Annotated in this window: 22 protein-coding genes and 2 tRNA genes; 4 read left to right on the forward strand and 20 right to left on the reverse strand. The window is 72.0% G+C overall.

Annotated elements, in window-relative coordinates:
- Window positions 1-244 precede the first annotated feature (244 nt).
- The 8 genes from holA to leuS form a co-directional block, all read right to left on the reverse strand.
- Window positions 245-1231, reverse strand: a complete 987-nt coding sequence (gene holA, locus ACZ7L4_RS17325; protein WP_450809477.1) for a DNA polymerase III subunit delta — start codon at window positions 1229-1231, stop codon at window positions 245-247.
- A 97-nt stretch (window positions 1232-1328) separates the two neighbouring features.
- On the reverse strand, window positions 1329-1574 hold the full coding sequence (locus ACZ7L4_RS17330) for a hypothetical protein (protein ID WP_472103345.1): 246 nt from the start codon (window positions 1572-1574) through the stop codon (window positions 1329-1331).
- A 42-nt stretch (window positions 1575-1616) separates the two neighbouring features.
- On the reverse strand, window positions 1617-2498 hold the full coding sequence (locus tag ACZ7L4_RS17335) for a YceI family protein (protein ID WP_472103347.1): 882 nt from the start codon (window positions 2496-2498) through the stop codon (window positions 1617-1619).
- A 134-nt stretch (window positions 2499-2632) separates the two neighbouring features.
- Window positions 2633-5152 carry a ComEC/Rec2 family competence protein gene (locus ACZ7L4_RS17340; protein WP_472103349.1) on the reverse strand — a complete coding sequence of 840 codons (2520 nt, stop codon included), beginning with the start codon at window positions 5150-5152 and terminating at the stop codon, window positions 2633-2635.
- A complete protein-coding gene (locus ACZ7L4_RS17345) occupies window positions 5149-6114 on the reverse strand; it encodes a ComEA family DNA-binding protein (RefSeq protein ID WP_472103351.1) in 966 nt (321 codons plus the stop codon). The genes ACZ7L4_RS17340 and ACZ7L4_RS17345 overlap by 4 nt, the downstream gene beginning before the upstream one ends.
- Window positions 6115-6289: 175 nt before the next feature.
- Window positions 6290-7138: a DegV family protein gene (locus ACZ7L4_RS17350; protein WP_472103352.1), complete on the reverse strand. Its 849-nt coding sequence runs from the start codon at window positions 7136-7138 to the stop codon at window positions 6290-6292.
- 63 nt (window positions 7139-7201) lie between these two features.
- Entirely contained in the window at window positions 7202-7888 is a 687-nt protein-coding gene (locus ACZ7L4_RS17355; protein ID WP_472103354.1) for a hypothetical protein, read from the reverse strand.
- A 130-nt stretch (window positions 7889-8018) separates the two neighbouring features.
- Entirely contained in the window at window positions 8019-10931 is a 2913-nt protein-coding gene (gene leuS / locus ACZ7L4_RS17360) for a leucine--tRNA ligase (protein ID WP_472103356.1), read from the reverse strand.
- 429 nt (window positions 10932-11360) lie between these two features.
- Between leuS and ACZ7L4_RS17365 the strand changes: the two genes are divergently transcribed.
- Together ACZ7L4_RS17365 and ACZ7L4_RS17370 are read left to right on the forward strand one after the other, a co-directional pair.
- Complete coding sequence (locus ACZ7L4_RS17365; RefSeq protein ID WP_472103358.1) at window positions 11361-12536, forward strand: cytochrome b/b6 domain-containing protein; 1176 nt, start codon at window positions 11361-11363, stop codon at window positions 12534-12536.
- Entirely contained in the window at window positions 12533-14110 is a 1578-nt protein-coding gene (locus tag ACZ7L4_RS17370) for an NADH-ubiquinone oxidoreductase-F iron-sulfur binding region domain-containing protein (RefSeq protein ID WP_472103360.1), read from the forward strand. Before ACZ7L4_RS17365 ends, ACZ7L4_RS17370 begins: the two co-directional genes overlap by 4 nt.
- 61 nt (window positions 14111-14171) lie before the next feature.
- Here the strand turns inward: ACZ7L4_RS17370 and ACZ7L4_RS17375 are convergent.
- Window positions 14172-14244 (reverse strand) — tRNA-Ala (locus ACZ7L4_RS17375).
- Between the two features lie 148 nt (window positions 14245-14392).
- Here ACZ7L4_RS17375 and ACZ7L4_RS17380 point away from each other — a divergent pair.
- Complete coding sequence (locus ACZ7L4_RS17380) at window positions 14393-15580, forward strand: glycosyltransferase 87 family protein (RefSeq protein WP_472103362.1); 1188 nt, start codon at window positions 14393-14395, stop codon at window positions 15578-15580.
- On the opposite strand, the gene ACZ7L4_RS17385 is transcribed toward ACZ7L4_RS17380, so the two are convergent.
- From ACZ7L4_RS17385 to ACZ7L4_RS17425, 9 genes are all read right to left on the reverse strand, one after another.
- The gene (locus ACZ7L4_RS17385; protein ID WP_266719727.1) at window positions 15549-15782 is read right to left on the reverse strand and encodes a hypothetical protein; all 234 of its coding nucleotides are present in this window, start codon (window positions 15780-15782) and stop codon (window positions 15549-15551) included. The genes ACZ7L4_RS17380 and ACZ7L4_RS17385 overlap by 32 nt on opposite strands.
- Before the next feature lie 9 nt (window positions 15783-15791).
- On the reverse strand, window positions 15792-15986 hold the full coding sequence (locus ACZ7L4_RS17390; protein WP_472103364.1) for a hypothetical protein: 195 nt from the start codon (window positions 15984-15986) through the stop codon (window positions 15792-15794).
- A 225-nt stretch (window positions 15987-16211) separates the two neighbouring features.
- A tRNA-Ala gene (locus ACZ7L4_RS17395) sits at window positions 16212-16284 on the reverse strand.
- A 120-nt stretch (window positions 16285-16404) separates the two neighbouring features.
- The gene (locus ACZ7L4_RS17400) at window positions 16405-17052 is read right to left on the reverse strand and encodes a histidine phosphatase family protein (protein ID WP_472103366.1); all 648 of its coding nucleotides are present in this window, start codon (window positions 17050-17052) and stop codon (window positions 16405-16407) included.
- Window positions 17049-17486 carry a ribosome silencing factor gene (rsfS, locus tag ACZ7L4_RS17405; protein ID WP_472103368.1) on the reverse strand — a complete coding sequence of 146 codons (438 nt, stop codon included), beginning with the start codon at window positions 17484-17486 and terminating at the stop codon, window positions 17049-17051. Before rsfS ends, ACZ7L4_RS17400 begins: the two co-directional genes overlap by 4 nt.
- A 91-nt stretch (window positions 17487-17577) precedes the next feature.
- Window positions 17578-19173, reverse strand: coding sequence for an LCP family protein (locus ACZ7L4_RS17410; RefSeq protein WP_472103370.1), 1596 nt, complete (start codon window positions 19171-19173; stop codon window positions 17578-17580).
- Between the two features lie 26 nt (window positions 19174-19199).
- Window positions 19200-19862, reverse strand: coding sequence for a nicotinate-nucleotide adenylyltransferase (gene nadD, locus ACZ7L4_RS17415; protein ID WP_450816879.1), 663 nt, complete (start codon window positions 19860-19862; stop codon window positions 19200-19202).
- 44 nt (window positions 19863-19906) lie between these two features.
- On the reverse strand, window positions 19907-20068 hold the full coding sequence (locus ACZ7L4_RS17420) for a hypothetical protein (RefSeq protein WP_327663392.1): 162 nt from the start codon (window positions 20066-20068) through the stop codon (window positions 19907-19909).
- 65 nt (window positions 20069-20133) lie between these two features.
- Window positions 20134-20274, reverse strand: a complete 141-nt coding sequence (locus tag ACZ7L4_RS17425) for a hypothetical protein (protein WP_450816877.1) — start codon at window positions 20272-20274, stop codon at window positions 20134-20136.
- A gap of 121 nt (window positions 20275-20395) precedes the next feature.
- Between ACZ7L4_RS17425 and ACZ7L4_RS17430 the strand changes: the two genes are divergently transcribed.
- Window positions 20396-21493, forward strand: a complete 1098-nt coding sequence (locus tag ACZ7L4_RS17430) for a M48 family metallopeptidase (RefSeq protein WP_472103372.1) — start codon at window positions 20396-20398, stop codon at window positions 21491-21493.
- A gap of 4 nt (window positions 21494-21497) precedes the next feature.
- On the opposite strand, the gene ACZ7L4_RS17435 is transcribed toward ACZ7L4_RS17430, so the two are convergent.
- On the reverse strand, window positions 21498-22598 hold the full coding sequence (locus ACZ7L4_RS17435; RefSeq protein WP_472103374.1) for an SCO2583 family membrane protein: 1101 nt from the start codon (window positions 22596-22598) through the stop codon (window positions 21498-21500).
- A gap of 90 nt (window positions 22599-22688) precedes the next feature.
- Window positions 22689-23270, reverse strand: a complete 582-nt coding sequence (locus tag ACZ7L4_RS17440; RefSeq protein ID WP_472103376.1) for an SCO2584 family spore wall biosynthesis protein — start codon at window positions 23268-23270, stop codon at window positions 22689-22691.
- Window positions 23271-23272: the final 2 nt, after the last annotated feature.

Here is a 23272-nt window from a genome sequence, read left to right on the forward strand (position 1 = left end):
CACACAGCTTGACCCGAAGCCTCGCCCTTCCCCAGGGCGGGGCTTCGGTGCGTTCTGGCCCGTTGGGCGCCTCATCCCAGCCCGTCCGGGCGCCCATCTCCAGCCCGTCCGGACGCCCATCTCCAGCCCGTCCGGGCGCTCATCTCCAGCCCGTCCGGCGATTGAGGACACGGCCGAAGGCCGCAGGGGGTCTGGGGGCGCAGCCCCCAGGGATGGGACGGGTAGGGGCGGCGGGGGCGACCTTCTATCGCCCGCGCGCCCGGGCAGCCCGCGCCACGGTCACGACAGCCTTCTCCAACGCATACTCGGGATCGTCCCCGGCCCCCTTGACCCCGGCATCCGCCTCGGCAACCGCCCGCAACGCGACAGCGACCCCGTCCGGCGTCCATCCCCGCATCTGCTGCCGCACCCGATCGATCTTCCACGGCGGCATCCCCAACTCCCGCGCAAGATCCGCCGGCCGCCCCCCACGCGCCGACGACAACTTCCCGATCGCCCGCACCCCCTGCGCCAACGCCGACGTGATCAGCACCGGCGCCACCCCGGTCGACAGCGACCACCGCAACGCCTCGAGCGCCTCGGCCACCCGCCCCTCCACGGCCCGATCGGCGACGGTGAAGCTGGACGCCTCGGCCCGCCCCGTGTAGTACCGCCCGACGACGGCCTCGTCGATGGTCCCCTCGACATCGGCGGCGAGCTGCGACACGGCGGACGCCAGCTCCCGCAGATCGCTCCCGATCGCGTCGACGAGCGCCTGCGACGCCTCACCGGTCGCAGACCGCCCGAGCGCCCGGAACTCGGCCCGCACGAACGCCAGCCGATCCGCCGGCTTCGTCATCTTGGGGCAGGCGACCTCCCTGGCCCCGGCCTTGCGGGCCGCGTCAAGGAGCCCCTTCCCCTTGGCGCCGCCGGCGTGCAGCAGCACCAGCGTGATCTCCTCGGCGGGCGAGCCGATGTACGCCTTGACGTCCTTGACCGTGTCCGCCGACAGGTCTTGCGCATTGCGTACGACGACGACCTTGCGCTCGGCGAACAGCGAGGGACTGGTCAGCTCTGCCAGCGTCCCCGGCTGGAGCTGATCGGGGGTGAGGTCCCGTACGTCGGTGTCCGCGTCCGCGGCGCGCGCGGCCGCCACGATCTGCTGCACCGCGCGGTCGAGCAGCAGCTCCTCCTGCCCCACCGCGACGGTGAGGGGAGCGAGCGGTTCGTCGTTTGCACTCTTCCTGGCCATCGCGCCCAAGCATCCCACGCGCCACTGACAACAAGGGGCCTACGGGACGGGGGCGGGTTCGGGGACCGGCCGGAGGCGGGCCGCGCCGATGGGAGCCCTACGGCTCCTCGCGCCACCCGTCCCACTCGCCGGCGAACCCGTCCAGCTCCTCGGCGGCCAGCCGCCCCGCCGCGTCCTCGACGACCACCAGCCACTGCGCGTCCTCGGCGTCGTCCTCACCGGCCAGCGCGTCCCGTACGAGCTGAGGCTCCTCGGTCACCCCGAAGCGCTCCCTGAGGGCCTCCGCGACCTCCTCCGCGGCATCGCGGTCGGGCAGCACCAGTACGTGTCTCACATCGCTCACACCACCATTTTCCGCACGTCGTAGGCGCCGCGCCGCACGGGGTCAGCCCTTGGGCACGACCTGGATGTCGAGGTCGATGCGGACGCTGGAGCCGACGACGGCGATGCCCTTCGCCAGCATGGTCTGCCAGCTCACGGTGAAGTCGTCACGGTGCAGCTCCGTGCTCGCGCGGCAGGCGGCCCTGGTCTCGCCCTCCATGCCGGTGCCCACGCCCAGGTACTCGGCGTCCAGCGTGACCGTCCTGGTCACGCCGTGCAGCGAGAGCGCCCCGGTGATCGCCCAGCGGCTGCCGCCCTTGTGCACGAAGCGGTCGCTGTAGAACTCCAGCGTCGGGAAGCGCTCGACGTCGAGGAAGTCCGCGGACCTGAGGTGGTCGTCGCGCATCTTCACGTTCGTGTCGATGGACGAGGCGTCGATGACGACGTGCATCGCGGAGTCCTCGGGCCGCTCGGCCACCCGCAGCACCCCCGCGAACGTGTTGAACCGCCCGTAGACCCGCGCCATCCCGATGTGCCGCGCCGTGAACCCGACCGAGGAGTGCGTCGGCTCGACCTCCCAGTCCCCCGGCGTCGGCAGCGGCGGCGGCGCGGAGACCTGGAGCGTCACGTCACCGAGCGCCGCCTGCTCGCCCTCGGCCACGGTGACCCCGCCGCGGAACGGCGCGTACCCCTCGGCCGAGACGGCGATCCGGTACTCCCCCGCGGGCACCGTCGCCACGAACGAGCCGAACGGGTCGACGCCCCCGCTCACCACCTTGCGCCCCATCGCGTCGTTCACCGAGAATTCGGCGCCGCGCACCGGCTCGCTCACGGCGTCGATGATCCGGCCGCTCAGCACCCCCGCACCCGGCGGCATCGCCGTCCCCGCGAGGGAACTCGAACCTACTGACCGGTTAGTACGGTTTCTCCGCCGACGACCGAACATGCCCTACCCACCCCAGAACGCCTGGACAACTACCTGATCTTCTGCATTCGACAAGCATTCGATCATCGTGGGCAGTTTCGAGGCAACATGCGCCCACATGGCAAGAACTCGCCCATGTACCCGCGACGACCGTGCTAAGGGAACACCCGGAGCGCGTCCCCACCTCCTCCCACGACCGCGACCGCCCCGTCCCGGTCCGTCCTGAGCACGGCCGCACCGCGCGCCCGCAGCGCCGCCAGCGTGCTGGGCGCCGGGTGGCCGTACGGGTTGTCGCGGCCCACCGAGATCAGCGCGACCCGGGGCGCGGCCCTGCGCAGCAGCTCCGGATCTTGATACGCCGAGCCGTGATGGGCCACTTTGAGCACGTCGACCGGGGGCAGCCGGGCCCCACCGGGCGTTCTCAACAGGGCGCGCTGCGCGGGCGGTTCGAGGTCGCCGAGGAGCAGCAGCGTCATGCCCGCGACGCGGACGAGCAGGGTCACGCTCGCGTCGTTCGGCCCGTCCGGCGTCGGGACCGGGTCCGGCGGGGGCCACAGCACCTGCCAGTCGAGCGGTCCCGCCCTGCGCCGCTCCCCGGCCGCCGCACTCACCACCGGGACCCCGCGCCGCGCGGCCTCCTTCCGCACGAAGGCCACTTGGTCCCGCGGCTCCGCGAACCCCGTCGTCTCGATCTGCCCTACGGCCCTCCCCCGCAGCACCCCCGCGAGCCCGGCCACATGGTCCGCGTGGAAGTGCGTGAGCACCACCGCCGGGACCCGGGTGACGCCCAGCGAACGCAGACACCGGTCGACGAGCAGCGGGTCGGGCCCCGCGTCCACCACCACCCCGGACCCCGCCCCCGCCGCGAGCACCAGCGCGTCGCCCTGCCCCACGTCGCACATGGCCAGCCGCCAGCCGGCCGGCGGCCACCCGGTGACACCCCGCACGAGCGGCGCGGGCCGCGTGATCACCAGGACGAGCAGCAGCGCGCAGACCCCGCAGATCCAGGGCGAGCGGAGCACTCTGCGCCCGGCGAGCACGAGGACCGCCGTGCCGAGCGCGAGCAGCGCCCCGCCGCGCCAGCCGCCCGGCCAGTCCATCCCACTGCCGGGAAGTGCGGCCCCGGCCCTGGCGAGATCCGCGATCCACCCTGTCGGCCAACCGGCGCACCAGGCCAGCGACTTCGCCACCGGCATCGCGAGCGGCGCCGTCGCCAGCGCCGCGAACCCGAGCACGGTCGCGGGCGCGACCGCGAACTCCGCCAGCAGATTGCACGGCACCGCCACCAGACTCACCCGCGCCGCAAGCACCGCGACCACCGGGGCACACACCGCCTGCGCGGCAGCGGCGGCCCCCAGCGCCTCGGCGAGCCGCCCCGGCACCCCGCGCCGACGCAGCGCCGCGCCCCACCGCGGGGCCAGCGTCAGGAGCGCGCCCGTGGCGAGCACCGACAGCAGGAACCCGTAACTCCGCGCCAGCCACGGGTCGTACAGCACGAGCAGCAGCACCGCCGTGGCCAGCGCGGGGATCAGGGATCTGCGCCGCCCGGTCACCACGGCGAGCAGCGCGATCAGCCCGCACGACGCCGCCCGCAGCACGCTCGGCTCGGGCCGGCACACCACCACGAAGCCGAGCGTGAGCGCCCCGCCGAGCACCGCGGTCGTCCGCAACGACAGCCCGACCCGGGACGCGAGTCCGCGCCGCTCCACGAGCTGGGCGGTGCCGGGCGGGCCGATCAACAGGGCGAGCAGAATGGTGAAGTTGGCCCCGCTGACCGCCATGAGGTGCAACAGGTCCGTCTCCTCGAAGGCGGCGTGCAACTCTGGTGTCACGCGTGCCGTGTCGCCCACGACGAGCCCCGGCAGCAGTGCGCGCGCGTCCGCGTCGAGCCCGTCCGTGGCCTCGCGCAGCCCCGCCCGCAGCGCCCCGGCCAGTCGCTGCGAGCGGCTCGGCACCCCCACGACCCGCGCACGCTCCCCGCTCCCGACCCGCAGCACCGCCGCGACCCGGCCCCCGGCCACCATCGGGGGCGCGAGGCTCCCCCGCACCCGCAACCGGGTACTCGGCAGCACCGAAAGCCACGAACTGCCGTGCACCTGAGCCGACTTACCGGTATCGGGCAGGGAATCGGCGCCCCGGCCCCCTCCGCCCACCACGACCAGCACGGGCGTCCGCGTCCGCGCCACGCCCCCGTCCGGCCCCGTCACCCGCACCACGTCCGCCTCCACCAGGACCGACGTCGGCGCCGCGTGGTCCCCGCGGATTCTCGGCCGGGTGAGCCGCGGGTCCGAGGTCACCTCCAACTCGGCCTCCACTCGGGCGAATCGCGACCCCAGCTCGGGCACGGGTCCGCGCCGCAGATCGGCCCCGTGCAGACCGGCGGAGGCCGCGGACGCGGCGACGCACAGGAGCAGCGCCGCCACCGACGGCCCCCGCCAGACCGGATCCCCGTCCCCGGCCCCACCACGCCGCGCCACCAACAGCCCCGCCCCAGCGACCGCGCACACCACCGCCACCAGCCCCGCCCACCACGGCGAACCGGTCACCGTCAGTGCCGCGGTGCCCCACGCCGCGAGCGCTGGCGGCACCAACCGCAGGTCCAGCGGCCCCTCTTGACGCGGATGCGCGTCACCGAGCCGCCCCGTCGCGGACGGCACACCCCGGTCGTCGTTCACGGCCGCACGAGATTCTGCAGATCCTCGAAGCGGCGGTCACCGATGCCGTTGACCTCCCGGAGTTCGTCGACGGAACGGAAACCTCCGTGCTCCGTGCGGTAGTCGACGATGTGCTGCGCCAGCACGGGGCCGACGCCCGGCAGGGTGTCGAGCTGTTCCAGCGTGGCCGTGTTGAGCCCGACAGGCCCCGCGGGCGCCGACGCTCCCGCGGCTCCGCCGGGCGGCGCGGCTGCGGCCGCCGTCGCCGGCTCGCCCACCAGGATCTGCTCTCCGTCCACGAGGAGCCGCGCCCTGTTGAGCCCGTCCATGTCCGCACCGGGGCGCACCCCGCCGGCCGCCCGCAGCGCGTCCGCGACCCGGGCCCCGGCGGGCAGCCGACGGAGCCCCGGCCTTCGCACCTTTCCGCCGACGTCCACGACGACCTTGGCGGCGCCGGTCGCCACGGCCCCCGGCCCCGAAGCGGCCGGGGAGACACCACCTCCCGGCGGCTCCACGGCTCGCGGCGCCGCGGCCCGCACCGTCTCGGGCGCCCGCACCGGCTGCGTACGCCCCGCCCAGAAGTGCTGCACGGCGAAGAGCCCCACCACCGCGACCAGGACGGCCAGCGCCACGGCCCCTCGCCGCTCGACCCCGCACCGCGCCTGCACCCACAACGGCAACCGGTCCCGCACGGCGAGCACGGCACGCTGCCGCCTCGGGGGCGCCGGATCCGACAACGACGGAGACGACACGGAACCGGCCGCAACCGAATCCTCCGGTTCCGACACCACCGCCTCCGGAGCCGCAGGCACCACCACCCCCGGCGGCGCGAACAACGCCTCCGCCCGCACCCGCGTCCGCTCCGCCTCGACGCGCCTGCGCCGCCGCACCACGTGCCGCTGCCGGGCCCGGCTGTCGGATGTGCGGCCGCGCCCCGGCCCGCTGGATGCGTACGTCGTCCGTGTCCGTGATCGAAGTTCCATGACACGAGACGGTAGGCAGCACGCCACCCGCAAGTGGATCTTGCTCAATTCCCGGGGACAACCCACCAGTTGTGGAAAACCCCGTCACCCACACGACCGACCGACGCCAGGGCTCGCACGGCCGACGCCGGGGCTCCCATGGCCGACACCGGCACCGGCACCGGCACCGGCCCCCCTACGTCCGAGGCGAGACCACAGCCCCCAGCAGCCCCGGTCCCGTGTGCGCCCCGATCACCGCCCCCACCTCGCTGACATGCAGCTCGGCCAGGCCCGGCAACTGCTCGCGCAGCCACCCCGCGAGCGCCTCCGCCCGCTCCGGCGCGGCCAGGTGGTGCACGGCCACGTCCACCTGCGCGCTGCCCGCCCGCTCGGCCACGATCTCCTGCAGCCGCGCGATCGCCTTCGACGACGTGCGGACCTTCTCCAGGAGCTCGATACGGCCGCCGTCGAGCTGAAGCAGCGGCTTCACCGCGAGCGCGGACCCGAACAGCGCCTGCGCGGCGCCGATCCGGCCGCCCCTGCGCAGATAGTCGAGGGTGTCGACGTAGAAGTACGCCGAGGTGCCCGAGGCCCGCTTCTCCGCCGCGGTCACCGCCTCGTCGACGGTGCCTCCCGCATCGGCCGTCTCCGCCGCCGCGAGCGCGCAGAAGCCGAGGGCCATGGCCACCATCCCGGTGTCCACGACGCGCACCGGGACCGGGGCCTCGCGGGCGGCCAGCACCGCGGCGTCGTAGGTCCCGGAGATCTCGGCGGACAGGTGCAGCGAGACGATGGCGGTGGCACCGGACTCGGCCACCTTGCGGTAGGTCTCGGCGAACAGCTCCGGGCTCGGTCTCGACGTCGTCACCGACCGGCGCTTCTGCAGCGCCTCCGCGACCGAGCGGGCGGAGATCTCCGTGCCCTCCTCGAGCGCCCGGTCACCCAGGACCACGGTCAACGGCACCGCCGTGATGCCGTGGCGCTCCATCGTCCGCTGCGGCAGGTAGGCCGTTGAATCGGTGACGATCGCGACATGGCGGGACATGCACCGGAGATTACCTGCCGCGGCCGGTGCTCGGCAGCCCGGCCCCTACCCTCCGGCACCGGTTCAAGTCGTGCTCTCCGGACGGGGTTTCTTCTCCCACGGGTACACAGGGCGTACACCTGGCGGAGTGATCGCGGCCCGGTTGCGCTCTCTGTCCCGCTCCTGCGCGGGGCCGGGAGCGGGCCCCGTCGGCTCCTGCGTGGATTCATGGGTCCAGTGCCGCAGCGCCCCGGCCTCCAGGTCGATCTGTGAACTCAGCGCGTCCAGGTCGTCGCTCGCGAACCGGCCGGCCCGGTCGCGGGCCGCGTGCCGCAGCGCGTCGGCGGACCCCGTGATCTGCTCCGTACGCGTCCTGAGCTCCGGCAGCACCCGCGCCACCTGCCCCTTGTCGGGCTCGCTCTCCAGGCGCTTGAGCTCGGCGTCCACCTCGTGCCCGTGCGCACTCAGGCGCTCGAAGAGGCCGAGGGACTCCTTGAGCGAGGGGTCCTCGGACACGCGCGCGTGCAGCGCGTCCTGCGTGGCGCGCATGGAGGTGCGCAGCTTGAGCCGCAGCTGTGCCACCTCGGCCGCCGTACCGGGCTGCGCGAAGCTCTTGGCGCGCAGCGTGGTGTCCTCGACGGCCCGCCGCGCCTGCTCGACCTTGCGGTCCACTCCGCGCTTGGCGGCGCCGACCGCCTTCACCGTCACGTACCCGCCGAACGCCAGGAAGGCGACGAAGATCAGCGCAATGATCACTAGCACGGTTTCCATAGCGCTCTCTCCTCCAGGTCGCCCGGCTCGATCGCCCCGCCCCACCGTTCTCTCCACCGTAAACGGAGCGGGCAGGCCGAGGGTTCCAGCGGAACCCCCAACCTGCCCGTAGGGAACAACCCCGAGGCCGCTACGCGGGGACGATGTTCACCAGCTTCGGCGCCCGCACGATGACCTTGCGGATGCCGGCGCCGTCCAGCGCGGCGACGACCCTCTCGTCGGCCAGGGCGATCTTCTCCAGCTCCTCGTCGGAGATCGCCGGGGAGACCTCCAGGCGGGCCTTGACCTTGCCCTTGATCTGGACGACGCAGGTCACGGCCTCGTCGACCACGTACTCGGGGTCGGCGACCGGGAAGTCCTGGTGGACGACGGAGTCGCTGTGACCCAGCTTGCGCCACAGCTCCTCGGCGACGTGCGGGGCCAGCGACGCGACCAGCAGCACCAGGCGCTCGGCCACGGAGCGCGGCAGCGAGCCTCCCGCGTACGACTTCACCAGGTGGTTGTTCAGCTCGGTGACCTTGGCGATCGCGGTGTTGAACCGCATGCCCTCCAGGTCGCCGCGCACCCCGTCGATCGCCTTGTGCAGCGCGCGCAGCGTGGCCACGTCGATGTCGGCCTCGGGCACGTCCACGACGGTGGCCTCGCCGGTCGTCTCGTCGACGATGTTGCGCCACAGGCGCTGCAGCAGCCGGAACTGGCCGACGACCGCGCGCGTGTCCCACGGCCGGGAGACGTCCAGCGGGCCCATCGCCATCTCGTACAGGCGCAGGGTGTCCGCGCCGTACTCGGCGCAGATCTCGTCCGGCGTGACGGCGTTCTTCAGGGACTTGCCCATCTTGCCCAGCAGGCGGGAGACCTTCTCGCCCTGGTAGTAGTACGCGCCGTCGCGCTCCTCCACCTCGGCGGCCGGTACGGCGATCCCGCGCGCGTCCCGGTAGACGTACGCCTGGATCATGCCCTGGTTGTACAGCTTGTGGAACGGCTCGGCCGACGAGATGTGGCCCAGGTCGAACAGCACCTTCGACCAGAAGCGCGCGTACAGCAGGTGCAGCACGGCGTGCTCGGCGCCGCCCACGTACAGGTCGACGCCGCCGGTGGGCATGCCCTCGCGGGGGCCCATCCAGTACTGCTCGATCTCGGGGTCGACCAGCTTCTCGTCGTTGTTCGGGTCCAGGTAGCGCAGCTCGTACCAGCACGAGCCCGCCCAGTTGGGCATGGTGTTGGTCTCGCGGCGGAACTTGCGCGGGCCACGGCCGTCGCCCAGGTCCAGCGTGACGTTGACCCAGTCCTCGTTGCGCGACAGCGGCGTCTCGGGCCGGGTGTCGGCGTCGTCCGGGTCGAAGGTGCGCGGGCTGTAGTCCTCGACCTCGGGCAGCTCCAGCGGCAGCATCGACTCGGGCAGCGCGTGGGCGATGCCGTCCTCGTCGTAGGCGATCGGGAAGGGCTCGCCCCAGTAGCGCTGGCGGCTGAACAGCCAGTCGCGCAGCCGGAAGTTGACCGTGCCGGAGCCGATGCCCTTGCGCTCCAGCCACTCGGTCATGCGGGCCTTGGCATCGGCGACGCCCAGGCCGTCCAGGGAGATGTCCTCGCCGGCGGAGTTGACCAGCTTGGCGTCACCCGCGACGAACGCGTCGTCCCAGGTCGCCGGGTCGGTCCCGCGGTCGTCCGACGGCTCGACGACGCACCGCATGGGCAGCTCGAAAGCACGCGCGAACGCGAAGTCGCGGCTGTCGTGCGCCGGGACGGCCATGATCGCGCCGGTGCCGTAGCCCATCAGCACGTAGTCGGCGATGAAGACGGGAACCTGCTCGCCGCTGACCGGGTTGGTCGCGAACGCGCCGGTGAAGACGCCGGTCTTGTCCTTGGCCTCGGCCTGGCGCTCGACGTCGGACTTCGAGGCGGCCTGCTTGCGGTAGGCGGCGACGGCCTCGGCGGGCGTCGCGTGACCGCCCGTCCACACGTCGTGGGTGCCCTCCGGCCAGGCGGCCGGGGTGATCTTCTCGACCAGGTCGTGCTCGGGGGCCAGCACCATGTAGGTGGCGCCGAACAGGGTGTCCTGACGGGTGGAGAAGACGGTGATCTTCTCCTCGCCGGAGCCGTCGGCGTCCGGTACGGCGAAGTCGATCCGCGCACCCTCGGAGCGGCCGATCCAGTTGCGCTGCTGCAGCTTGATCGCCTCGGGCCAGTCCAGGCCGTCCAGGTCGTCGATCAGGCGGTCCGCGTAGGCCGTGATGCGCATGTTCCACTGGCGCAGCTTCGACTTGAACACGGGGAAGTTGCCGCGCTCGGAGCGGCCGTCGGCGGTGACCTCCTCGTTGGCCAGGACGGTGCCCAGGCCCGGCGCCCAGTTCACGGGCGCGTCGGAGGCGTACGCCAGGCGGTAGTCGCCCAGGATGTCGGCGCGCTCGCGCTCGCTCAGCGAAGACCAGTCGCCGCCGCCGGGAACGGCGCGCTCACCGGTCTCGAACTGCTTGACCAGGTCGGCGATCGGACGGGCCTTCTGCGCCTCGTCGTCGTACCAGGAGTTGAAGATCTGCAGGAAGATCCACTGCGTCCACTTGTAGTACTCCGGGTCGATCGTGGCGAACGACCGGCGCTTGTCGTGGCCCAGGCCCAGGCGGCGCAGCTGCGCCTTCATGTTGACCATGTTGGCCTCGGTCGACGCGCGCGGGTGGGTGCCCGTCTGCACGGCGTACTGCTCGGCCGGCAGGCCGAAGGCGTCGAAGCCCAGGGTGTGCAGCACGTTGTGGCCGGTCATGCGCTGGAAGCGCGCGAAGACGTCCGTGGCGATGTAGCCCAGCGGGTGGCCGACGTGCAGGCCCGCACCGGAGGGGTACGGGAACATGTCCATGATGAACTTCTTGGGGCGCGACGCGACCTGCGGGTCGCCCGCCAGGTCGCCGCTCGGGTTGGGCGCCTCGTACGTGCCGTCGGCGTCCCAGAAGTCCTGCCAGCGTGCCTCGATGTCGGCGGCCATGGCCGCCGTGTAGCGGTGCGGCGCGACCGCCGCCTCGGAAGCGGCGGCGGTGTTCGTCTCGCTCATGATCCTCAAAGCTCCATCGATCGTCTCTGCCGGCGGCCAGTGCCTGGGAAATGAAAAAGCCCCTCGCACAGGAGGGGACGCCGCGCCGATTCCGACCTCACGCCCTGAGGGCGGGTCGGGACTGATCAGCGCGGCTCACTAAGCAGAAGGCGTACGGCACGCATGGCGTCAGGGTACCGCAGCGCTCGCCCGCCCCGCGACGGGCTTCCCCGCGGCCCACCGCACCCCAGGGATTACTCGGCGTACCGCCACTATCAGGACAACGCAGCGAGCAAACATCTCGTAGATAACAGCGAGATAACTCAAACCTCGTACTGCCCGGTATGCCTCGATCTAGAGTGCGGGCCGTGGGACCACCGTGCCGAACCGTTCGGAGTCACCCCCATGAACCCTCGAACCCCTCACTCCCTGAACTCCCTTCGTACGCCGATGAGTTCACGCACCCCTGGCTCCGGCCGTCGCAGGAGAACAGGGCTGCTCATCGCGGGAGTCCTCCTCCTGCTGCCCGTACTGGTGTCCACCGGGGGCGACGCCGTGCGGGCGACGCTGGACTTCGGCGCGGGCGTGCTCTCGCTGGTCTCCCTGACCTCGTCCGTCGTCTGGGGCCTGGTCGCCTCCGACCGGGTCTTCCTCACCTCGCGGCAGCGGCTGCTCGCACAGGCCGTGCACCGGATCACCGCGGTCTCCTCGCTGGTCTTCCTGCTGCTGCACATCAGCGTGAAGCTCGCGCTCTCGCACGTGACGCTGCTCGGCGCGCTGATCCCGTTCTCCGGGGGCTTCAGCGGCAGCGCGGGCCTGATCGGCCTGGGCGTGACCGCGGGACTCCTCATGATCACCACGGGTGTCACGGGCGCGCTGCGCAGCTCCATGGCCTCCCCCGCCCGGCTCGCCGCCCGCTGGCGCGCGACCCACATGCTCGCCTACCCGGCCTGGTGCTTCGCCCTCATGCACGGCCTGTACTCGGGCCGGCCCGCGAAGGCGTACGTGACCGTCCTGTACTGCCTGGCCCTGGTCGCGGTCGCCGGCGCGATCGCCCTGCGGGCCTCGCCGCAGGCCGTGCGGCGCAAGGTGGCGGTGCGCATCCTCGAATTCCTGGACGCGGGTCCACGCGCGAGCGGCACCAGGCGCGCCGGATCACCTCTCCCGCAGCCCCGCCCCGAGCCCGCCCCGCGGCCCACCTTCCAGCCCGCTCCCCCGATGCCGACCGCGGCACCCGGACCGGCACCGGCACCACCCCCGTCCGACATCGGCTTCGCGGCCGCCTACCGCGCGGTGTCGTCCCTCCCCCGCTCCGAGCTGCCCACCCAATCCGTCCCGTACGTGGAGCAGTACGCGGAACCCATGGCCTCCGCGCCCACCGAGCGCTGGCCCGCCCCCTCCCCGCCCCCACCGGCCGAGGCCCCGCCGTCCCTGTACGACCCGACGTACGACACCCCCTACGGAGGCGTCCCCGGCTACCCCGCGTCCTACGGGGACAGCACGAATCACGGCGCTCACGAAGACCTCTACACGGAAGCGCCCGATCCCACCGAACCGCTCCCCGGCCCCTACCAAGCACCCGCTTCCGGCGAGCCCTGGACCACGCCCTACGGAGGCACGCAGTGAACACCGCACTGCCCGACGTCCCGGAAGTCCGGGTCGTCGGTCTTCCCCAGCTCACTTCGGGTTTCGACCTCGTGGAGCGGCTCGACCTCGACATGCACCTCAAGGTGCACGGACCGCTGGAGCCCATGGCGGGCGAGCAACTCGCGCAGCTGGCCCAGGCGATATCCCTGCGCGGCCGCGGCGGAGCGGGCTTCCCCTTCGCCAAGAAGCTCCGCGCGGTCGCCGAGTCGGCGATCCGGCGCGGGGTGCGCCCGGTGGTCGTCGTCAACGGCAGCGAGGACGAGCCCGCCTGCCGCAAGGACACCGTGCTGATCAACCGGGCCCCGCACCTGATCCTGGACGGCGCCCTGCTCGTCGCGGAGGCGATCGGCGCCCGCACCCTCGTGATCGGTGTGACCCGCGACAGCACCGAGGCGTCGATACAGGCGGCCCTCGCCGAGCGCGGCCTGTCGAACCGCCGTAATTCGCCACTACGCGCGCGGGTGCAGCGCAATCCGGTGCGCATGGTCACCGGCGAGTCCTCCGCCCTGATCCGCTCGGCGGACGGCGGCCCGCCGATGCCGCCCGGCCGCAAGGTCCGCGCCTCCGACTCCGGTGTCGGAGGCGCCCCCACGCTCCTGTCGAACGCGGAGACCTTCGCCCAACTCGCCGTCGCCGCCCGCACGGGGGCCGAGCGCTACTGCCGCACGGGCCTGCACGACGAGCCCGGCACGGTCCTGCTGACGCTCTCCGGGGCGGTCGCACGCCCGATGGTCCTGGAGGTTCCGTCGGGCGTCCCGCTGCGCTACGTGCTCCAGCTCGCGGGCGCTCCCCCGCTTCCCCAGGGCGTGCTCACGGGCGGCTATCACGGCAAGTGGCTCGACGGGGTCGGCGCGCAGGACGCGATCGTCTCCCGCGCCTCCCTGGAGGCCTCGGGCGGCGCGCTCGGCGCCGGGGCGATCCTGCCGATCGGCCCGGACACCTGCCCGCTCGGCGAGGCCCTGAAGGTGGCGCAGTGGCTGGCCTCGGAGAGCGCGGGCCAGTGCGGCCCCTGCTACCTGGGGCTGCCCGCGGCGGCGCGCGGCCTGGAGGACGTGCTGAACGGCGGCGGCCCGGCCGCCCTGGAAGCGCTGCGCGAGGTCACGCGCGCGGTGAAGCGGCGCGGGGCGTGCAAGCACCCGGACGGCTCGGCGGCGTTCATCGAGTCGACGATCTCGGCGTTCACGGACGACCTGGCCGCGCACGTCCTGGGCGCCGGCTGCGGCCGCCCGGTGCTCGGCGTGCTGCCGCTGCACGCCGAGGCGCCGGCGAGCTCGACGCCCACCGGGAAGCGGCTCGCGGTCGACTGGACGCTGTGCCGGGGGCACGGCCTGTGCGCGGACATCGTGCCGGAGCTGCTGCAGCTGGGCCCCGACGGCTTCCCGACGGTCGCGGAGGCCGCGGTGCCCGCCTACTCGGAGGCGAACGCGGTACGGGCCGTGCGCCGCTGCCCCGCGCTGGCGCTGCGCATCGAGGAGGACGCGTCGGCGGCCCCACTGGACCGGCGGCCCGCGCGCCCCGCGCTCCCGCCCGGACGCAGCCGGGCCCGGCGGTAGCGGCCCCGGGCACACACGAAGGCGGGCCATCCGAATCGGATGGCCCGCCTTCACATTCCTGTGGAGCTAAGGAGAATCGAACTCCTGACCTCCTGCATGCCATGCAGGCGCTCTACCAACTGAGCTATAGCCCCGTGCTTTGGTCCTCCGGGGCTTCCCTGTCGGTCTCCCCGGCGGCGTCGCCAACATTACACGGTCACCGGGGTGCATCACCAAATCGTTTCCCTTCCGCCCCCTTCTGTATGGAAAAGTCGCCGTTGACGACTACTAGTGTTGCCTCGCGTGACTGTGCTCGCCCTGCCCCGCACCCGCCACGCACCGACAGCGCTGGGAGCCTGCCTGCTCTCGTTCGCGGCCTTCGTGATCGCCCAGCGCGCGGCCGACGTCTCGATGATCGATCTGATGGTCTACCGGGCGGAGGGCTGGACGGTCCGCACGGGCGGCGACCTGTACGCACTGCGCGCGACCTACGCCGAGCTGCCGACCACCTACCCGCCGTTCGCCGCGCTGCTGTTCCTGCCGCTGACCTTCGTCGACGTGGTGACCATGAAGGTCGCCGGGACCGCCCTGAACCTCGCCCTCCTCTTCGGCCTCGTGCACCTCTCCCTGCGCCTCGTGCGACGCCACGCGCGCGTGGAGCACGCCCTGTGGGTGGCGGCCGTCGCCGTGTGGTGCGAGCCGGTGTGGACGACGCTGCGCTACGGGCAGGTCAATCTGCTGCTCGCCGTGCTTGTCCTGTGGGACCTCACGCGCCGGCCGGGGCACCGCTGGGCGGGCGTCGGGATCGGTGTCGCGGCGGCGATCAAGCTGACGCCCGCGCTGTTCGCCGTCTTCCTGTTGTGCACCGGGCTCGCGCAGTTGGCCCGGGGCGGGGCCTGGCGTCCGTGGGTGCGCGGGGCGTGCGTCGCGGTGGGCTCGTTCGTCGGCGTGACCGTGCTCACGGCCCTCGTCCTGCCGCGCGACTCCCGGCACTTCTGGACGCGGACGGTCTTCGAGTCGGACCGCCCCGGCCACGCGGAGGAGACCGGCAACCAGTCGCTGCGCGGCGTACTGGCCCGCCTGCTGCACACCGGGGACCCCGGCGCGTGGTGGGCCCTTGCCGCCGCCCTCACGGCCCTCGTTGGGCTCACGGTGGCGGTCGCGGCGGCGCTGCGCGGGCGGCGGGCCCAGGCGGCGCTGGCGTGCGCGACGACGGCGCTCCTGATCAGCCCGGTCTCGTGGTCCCACCACTGGGTCTGGTGCGTGCCGTTGGCGCTGCTCGTGTGGGAGTCGGGCCGTCAGAAGGCCGCGCTCGCCCTGGCCTTGCTGTTCTGCACGTACGCGCTGTGGTGGGTGCCGCACACCGACGGGAGGCCCGAACTCCACCAGAACGCAGGGGAATCGATGCTTTCCGCGCTCTACGTAGGAGTGGGCTGCGCCTTCCTGGCGTACTCGGCGGTCAGGCTCTGGCGAACGAATAGAAGCGCTTGAGCGTGCAGTGCTCGTCCAGGAGCCGGCCGTAGATCGGCTCGCCCTCCAGTTCCCGATACGTCTCGATCGGGTCGCCTTTTATGATCAGCGCCCGCGCGCATTCCTCGCACCAGTACTGGTAGTCGGGGTTCAGCGGCTCCATGTCGCGCACGATGGGCGTGCCGCTGCCGCACCAGTCGCACTTCCTCCTGTGTGCACCCATGTGTTCCGCTCAGCTCCAGCTGTGGCCGCAGGCCGTGCACACGTACGAGATCCCGCCGTTGTCGCCGAGCATCTGGGCGACGTGGAAGGAGCCGCAGGACGGACAGTTGAGGGACGGGGCTTCCGCTGAACCGGCGGGGGGCTCGGCGGATATCACTGTCATGCCGAGGAAGCGATCGGCTTCCTCGTTGATGCTCAAGGGCATCGCGCACTCCCTCCCCAGCGGGCCGCCATCGTCGGTCGGACACAGCCCCGTTCCGGCCGTCCGATTCTGCCACGGCGGAAGCGACCCGGTCAGCGACGCCCGCGTACCAGTCCGGACACGACGTTCCCCGAGGTATACGCCCCGGGCACCGCCGACGCCTCAAATCTGCCGCAAAATCGGCAACGAAAAATCCCGCCCCTGACGGGACGGGATCTTTGATTCCTGTGGAGCTAAGGAGAATCGAACTCCTGACCTCCTGCATGCCATGCAGGCGCTCTACCAACTGAGCTATAGCCCCTCGCGTTCTTCCCCCTCCGGTGTTTCCCCCGGCGGGCCGAACAAGAAGAACTTTAGCCTGCGACCTGCCGGAAAGTGAAATCCGGCCCCTGCGGCCCGCGGGGCCGGTCCCGGCAGGGTCCTAGTCGTCGTCGCCGAGGACCGGTTCCGGCAGCGTGCCCGCGTTGTGCTCGAGGAGGCGCCAGCCGCGGGCGCCCTCACCGAGGACGGACCAGCAGCAGTTCGACAGGCCGCCGAGACCCTCCCAGTGGTGGGCCTCCAGGCCGAGCAGCCGGCCGATGGTGGTGCGGATCGTGCCGCCGTGGCTGACCACGACGAGCAGCCCGTCGTCGGGCAGCTTGTCCGCGTGCCGCAGCACGACGGGCGCGGCCCGGTCGGCGACCTCGGTCTCCAGCTCGCCGCCGCCGCGCCGCACGGGCTCGCCGCGCTTCCACGCCGCGTACTGCTCGCCGTAGCGGGCGATGATCTCCTCGTGCGTGAGGCCCTGCCACTCGCCCGCGTACGTCTCCCGCAGGCTCTCGTCGTACGTGGCCTCGAGGCCGGTCAGCGCCGTCAGTTCGGCGGCCGTGGCCGCCGCGCGCTGGAGGTCGGACGCGACGATCGCGTCCGGCTTCAGGGAGGCGAGCAGCCGGGCGGCACGCCGGGCCTGGGCGACACCGGTCTCGGTGAGCCCGATGTCCGTGGTGCCCTGGAAGCGGCGCTCCAGGTTCCAGGAGGTCTGGCCGTGCCGCCACAGGACGACGCGCCGCCCCCGAGAGGCGCTGGTCACAGCACCTCCTCCGCCTCGGCCGCGGCCTCCCGCTCCTTGGCGTGCTCCTCGCCCTTGCCGCGGGTGGCCTTGGCCTCCTCGGGCAGGTCGATCTCGGGGCAGTCCTTCCACAGCCGCTCCAGGGCGTAGAAGACACGCTCCTCGCTGTGCTGGACGTGGACGACGATGTCGACGTAGTCGAGCAGGATCCAGCGGGCGTCGCGGTCGCCCTCACGGCGCACCGGCTTGGCGCCGAGCTCCTTGTTGAGCTTCTCCTCGATCTCGTCGACGATCGACTTGACCTGGCGGTCGTTGGGCGCCGACGCGAGCAGGAAGGCGTCCGTGATGGACAGCACATCGCTGACGTCGTAGGCGATGATGTCGTGCGCGAGCTTGTCCGCTGCCGCCTGTGCGGCGGCGTTGATGAGCTCGATGGAACGGTCAGTGGCGGTCACTACAAGGCTTTCCGTCGGCGGTCTGAATCCCCCGAGCGATCCCTCAGGGGGGTACCCCAAGGGTCTCACGGTCCACCGACACGCCTCACGGTCACCGGCCGGTGTAGTCCTGGCCGAGCACCACGGACACGTCCGCGTTCCTCGCCGCCCTGCCCTTCGTCACGGACGACGTCGGCAGGCCCAGGGTCTTGGCGACCTCCACGGCGTCCTTCTTGTGCGCGGCGTCCGCGTACGTGACCCGGGAGCTCGCGATCGCCGTTCCGGTGCCGCCGGAGACGAACGTGTAGCCGCCGTTGACCAGCGCGACGCGGGCCTTCTCGGTGCGGGCCTTGTCGCCGGTGGCGTTCTCGATGCCGACGCGCGGGGAGTCTCCGCTGGAGGGGGACTTCACGGTGCCGCCGAGCACGTTCTCGACCACGGAGTCGGCGGTGGCGCGGGAGATGGCGCCGCCGCGCTGCACCGGCAGGACCTCGCTCTTGTAGTCGCCCTCCTTGGCCCGGTCGGCGAGCTTGGCGAGGAAGGCGCCGAGGTCCTTCTCGGTCAGCGAGGGGTCGAGGATCTGGGCGAGTGTCTGGACCGTGGTCGTCGCGGCCTGCGGGTCGGACGACAGCTTGCGCAGGACGCCCTGCATGACCTGCCCGAACCGTTCCAGCTGGGCGGTCTGCGGCTCGCCCTTGCCGCGGTACGTCGCGTACGCCACGGCCGCCGGGCCGCTGAGGGTCTGGTCCGCGCCCTTGTGGACGAGCACGGTGCCCTTCTTCTCGGGGTCGGGCACGCTCGTGTTCGTCGTCACGTCGATGTTGCCGACGAGCTCGACGAGGTTGTTGAGGTACGGGGTGTCGAGCCGCCAGGTGCCCTGGATGTCGGTGCCGAGCAGGGTGTCGAGGCCGTCGCTGGTGCCGGAGGAGCCGTCCTCGTCGACGGACTTGGCGAGCGTGGTGCTGGTGCCGTCCTCGTCCGACAGGGCGAGGGAGTTCGGCAGCAGGACGCTGGTGGCCCGCTTCGTGGTCGTGTTGTTCACGAGCAGCGCCGTGGACGTGCCGCCGCCCTTGGTGTTGTGCAGGTGGACGACGATGACGTCACGGTTCTGCGGACCGGTCGCGGCGGCCGCGCCCGTCTTCGCCGCGTCCTTCGACAGGAACGGCAGCTTGTCCTGGGACCAGAGGTAGCCGGCGCCGCCGACCAGGCACAGGGCGAGGACGACGACGAGGGCGATGCCCCGGTTGCGGCCGCGACGCCGCGCCTCCTCGCGCCGCTCGGTGCGCGACTCGGTGAACTTCAGCCAGTCGATGACGTCTTCGGACTCCTCGTCCGGCTCCTCGACGAACTCGAACTGCTCGGTGCGGTAGTCGGGCTCGGGCCGCTGGTTCTGCGGCGGCGCGGGCGGCGGGGCCTGCTGCGGGATGTACGCCGTGGCCTGCGGGGCCTGTTGGGGCTGCTGGTACTGCTGGCCCTGGTTCTGTGCCCCGCCGTAGGGGTCGTACGAAGGGGCCTGGTGGGGCTGCTGGGGCTGGGGCCCGGTCGGCTGCTGCTGCCCGCCCGCGTACGAGTCGTAACCGTATCCGTACGGGGAGTTCTGCTCGTACGACGGCGCCTGCTGGACCGGCCGGTAGACCGGTCGGCCGGACTCGTCATATCCGACCAGCTCGTAATTCTGCTGGTCGTAACCGTCGTATCGGTCGTTCACCGATGCCCCTCTCGGCGGTGCAGGGTTCAGTCGCCCCGGTACAGCTGGCGCTTGTCGATATACCGCACCACACCGTCCGGCACCATGTACCAGATGGGGTCGCCCTTGGCGACCCTGTCGCGGCAGTCCGTGGACGAGATGGCGAGGGCGGGAACCTCGACGAACGAGACGCCGCCCTCCGGCAGACCCGGGTCGGCGAGCGTGTGGCCCGGCCGCGTGACCCCGATGAAGTGTGCCAGGGAGAACAGCTCGTCGGTGTAACGCCAGGTGAGGATCTGGCCGAGAGCGTCGGCACCCGTGATGAAGAAGAGGTCGGCCTCGGGGTTGAGCTGCCGCAGATCCCGCAGGGTGTCCGTCGTGTACGTCGGACCGCCGCGGTCGATGTCGATGCGGCTCACCGAGAACTGCGGGTTCTCGGCGGTCGCGATGACCGTCATCAGATAGCGGTCCTCGGCCGGCGAGACCCGCTTGTCGCTCTTCTGCCAGGGCTGCCCGGTGGGTACGAACACCACCTCGTCGAGGTCGAACTGCGCGGCGACCTCACTGGCCGCCACCAGGTGTCCGTGGTGGATCGGGTCGAACGTTCCGCCCATGACGCCGAGGCGTCGCTTGGCGGGTGAGACCCACTCGTGATCCGGGCCGCCGGCCGGGTTGTTGACCGGGCCGGTAGGCATGTCCTGCGCTCCCATGCGCCCAGAGCCTACTGGCCCGTCCCCAGTGGTCCCGTCCGGGCTCAGCGGTCGCGGTTGAACCGGGTGGTGATCCACAGCAGCAGGATCAGGATGATGAAGGCCGCACCGCCCGTCACGAGGGGGCTGAGGCTTTCGTGGTTGCCGCCGTTCTCGCCCTCGGCAGCGAGAGTGGCGAGCTGGGCAGCGGTGCTGTGGAGGCTCATCTTCAGCAGGACCTATCCGGTGTGGGATCGGGATAAAGACTTCTGACCCATCGTAAGCGGTGGGGTCAGTCGTCGCTCTTGTAGCCCCGCAACAGGAACCAGGCGAGGAAGACGGCGCCCAGCACGCCCACGATCAGCACGCCTCGCAACAGGTTTCCGGCGCCCTGTTCCGCGGCTGCGCTGATGACGTGATCGATGTGCTCCATGACGGTTCGCTCCTTCGGTGTGCTGCCCCGTCACGGTATATCCGCCTAGTGTGGACTCCACCTTGGGGGCACACCGGAAACGGCGAGACTCGTCGCACACACGGAACATGGGGGAAGTCGGATGCCCGACGAACCGAACGAGCAGCACGAGAACGTACCCAGCAGGCAGCGCAGGCGCTTCCCGGGGATCTCCTCGCGGGCGTACGAGCACCCCGCGGACCGCTCGGCGCTCGTCGCGCTGCGCAAGCTCAGCGGGTTCGACACGGTCTTCAAGGCACTGAGCGGCCTGCTGCCCGAGCGCAGCCTGCGCCTGCTGTTCCTGTCGGACTCGGTGCGGGTCTCCGACGAGCAGTTCGCGCACCTCAACACGATGCTGCGGGACGCCTGTTACATCCTGGACCTGGAGAAGGTCCCGCCGATGTACGTGAATCAGGACCCGCAGCCGAACGCGATGTGCATCGGCCTCGACGAGCCGATCATCGTCGTCACCACGGGACTCGTGGAGCTCCTCGACGAGGAGGAGATGCGGGCCGTCGTCGGCCACGAGGTGGGCCACGCGCTGTCCGGCCACTCGGTGTACCGGACGATCCTGCTGTTCCTGACGTCGCTTGCGCTGCGCGTCGCGTGGATCCCGCTCGGCAACCTCGCGATCATGGCGATCGTGACGGCGCTGCGCGAGTGGTTCCGCAAGTCCGAACTCTCCGCGGACCGCGCCGGGTTGCTGGTCGGTCAGGACCTCCAGGCCTCCATGCGCGGCCTGATGAAGATCGCTGGCGGCAACCACCTGCACCAGATGAACGTGGACGCGTTCCTCAAGCAGGCCGAGGAGTACGAGGCCGGGGGCGATCTGCGCGACTCCGTGCTGAAGATCCTGAACGTGATGCCGCGCTCGCACCCGTTCACCACGGTGCGCGCCGCCGAGCTGAAGAAGTGGGCGGCGAGCCGCGACTACCAGCGCCTGATGGACGGTCACTACCCGCGCCGCAGCGAGGACAAGGACACCTCGGTGGCGGACTCGTGGCGCGAGTCGGCCTCGCACTACACGGACTCCGTGAAGACGTCGAAGGACCCGCTGATGAAGCTGGTCAGCGACATCGCGGGCGGTGCGGGCGACCTGGGCGGCCGGGTGCGGCGCGGCTTCGGAAACTTCGGCGGCAACGGCGGGGGCAACACCGGGAACCACGGCACCCCCGAGGACGACGAGGGCCGCGAGAACTGACCGGCTACACCTTCGGCTGGGCGTCCGGTGCGAGCGCGCCGCACAGCGCGGTCGCACTGTCCGTCGCGTACGGGTCGGTGCCGGCCGGGCCGCCCTTCTTGGCGCTCTGGCCCGCGAGCAGCGGGTGCAGATACCCGGCGGCGTCGGAGGAGCAGGCCTGCGGGCCCGCCTGGACGTAGGAGACGACCAGCTCGGTCTGGTGGTTGCGCAGGTCCTGGCGGTCGAAGCGGAAGTGCATGGAGCGGCGGACGGTGAACAGGGACGCCTGGGGCTTCTTGTCGCCGTCGGCCGCCTTCGCGTTCTTGTCGGCGGGTCGCAGCGCGTAGACGAAGGTGTGGTCCGAGGTCACTTCGAGGGTGTTCGCGTCGGTCTCGGCCACGTGCAGCGCGCCGCGGACCCGGATGCGGGAGTCGGCGAGCGCGGCCTGCGAGGGGTCGAAGCGGACGAGCCAGCCGGTGGCGGCGTGCCGCCCGTCGGTGACCGGCCTGTTGACGCTCTGGTCGAACTGCGGGAGCTGCTGCGGGTCGATCAGCATCCGCACCGGGCGCACGGCGCCGCGCGTGAGCACGTCCGGGTCGAGCGAGGAGTCGACGAGGTAGTCCTTGGCCGTGGTCAGCGCGGTGACGACCTGGCTGTCGGAGAAGTGCGCGGTGGCCTTGGGGTCCTGCGGGAGGTCGATGGCGCGGGCGGCGCGCTTGAAGCGGGCGGCGGGGCTGTGCTCGTACAGCTCGTTCACGGACTCGGCGCCGGGCACGCGGCCCGTCGGGGCGAGGGGTATGACGGTCATCCGCAGCGGTTCGGTGTTCCGGGCCATCGGCGTCGTCCGGTACGGGCTGCGGACGCCCATGTAGACCGCGGTGCCGAAGGCGACCACGATCAGGACGACGAGGATGACGGCCTGCCGGGTGAGGCCCCGGCGCAGCACGGGCAGGCGGCGGACGGCCGGCGAGTGGTCGCCGATGCGCTCCTGCGCGGAGAACTCCTGGAGCCGGGCAGCCTTGACGAACGATTCGTCGAACACGACGGATCGGTACTCTTCCTCGCTGCCGCCACTACCGGGACCGCTGTCCGGCGTCCCCTCCGGTGGGTCTCCTGGCCCGCTCATACCTTCAGGGTAGGTCTCCGCGACGCCAGGTAAACGCCCTGGTGCGCGGTCAACTTCCAAGGCCCCCGCGCGAGCGCCCCGAGCGCCCCCTCACGGGGTCCGCGGGACCGCGGAGACGGCAGGCTGGGAGTAGTCCGCGGAGGCGGAGGGAGAGCCCGGAACGTTCTTCTCCAGTTCGGTCGTCGCGGGCGGCGGGACCTCGTCCTGGCTGCCGGACGACGCGCCCCGGTAGACGGCCGTGAAGGCGAGGGCGACCATGCCGATGCCCATCAGCAGGGCGAGCGCCCAGGCGACGGGCCTGCGCCAGCGGACGCTGCCCGCAGGGCGGCCCTCGCGGTCGAGCTCCTCCTCGTACAGTTCGTCCGACTCGTCCCCGTAGCAGCCGAATTCGCCGTCGTCGGCGCGGCCGTACCCGTCCGCCTCGTCGTAGAACTCGTCGTCGGGCGCGGGGCGGATGCGGGCCCTGCGGGACTCGGCCTCCTGGGCCTCGGCGCGCGCCTGCGCAGCGGCGAGCAGCCGCTCGACCGCGGTGGGCTCATGGACCTCGGCAGCCTTGACGAAGTCCTCGTCGAAGACCACGGAGGCGAACTCTTCGTCCCAGCCCCCGCGGTCGTGGTCGTCGTCGGGCTCCCAGCCGTCCGGGAACGGCGAGCCCCCCACGTCCTCCGGCACCC

This window comes from Streptomyces sp. NPDC107575 (genome assembly GCF_055657265.1).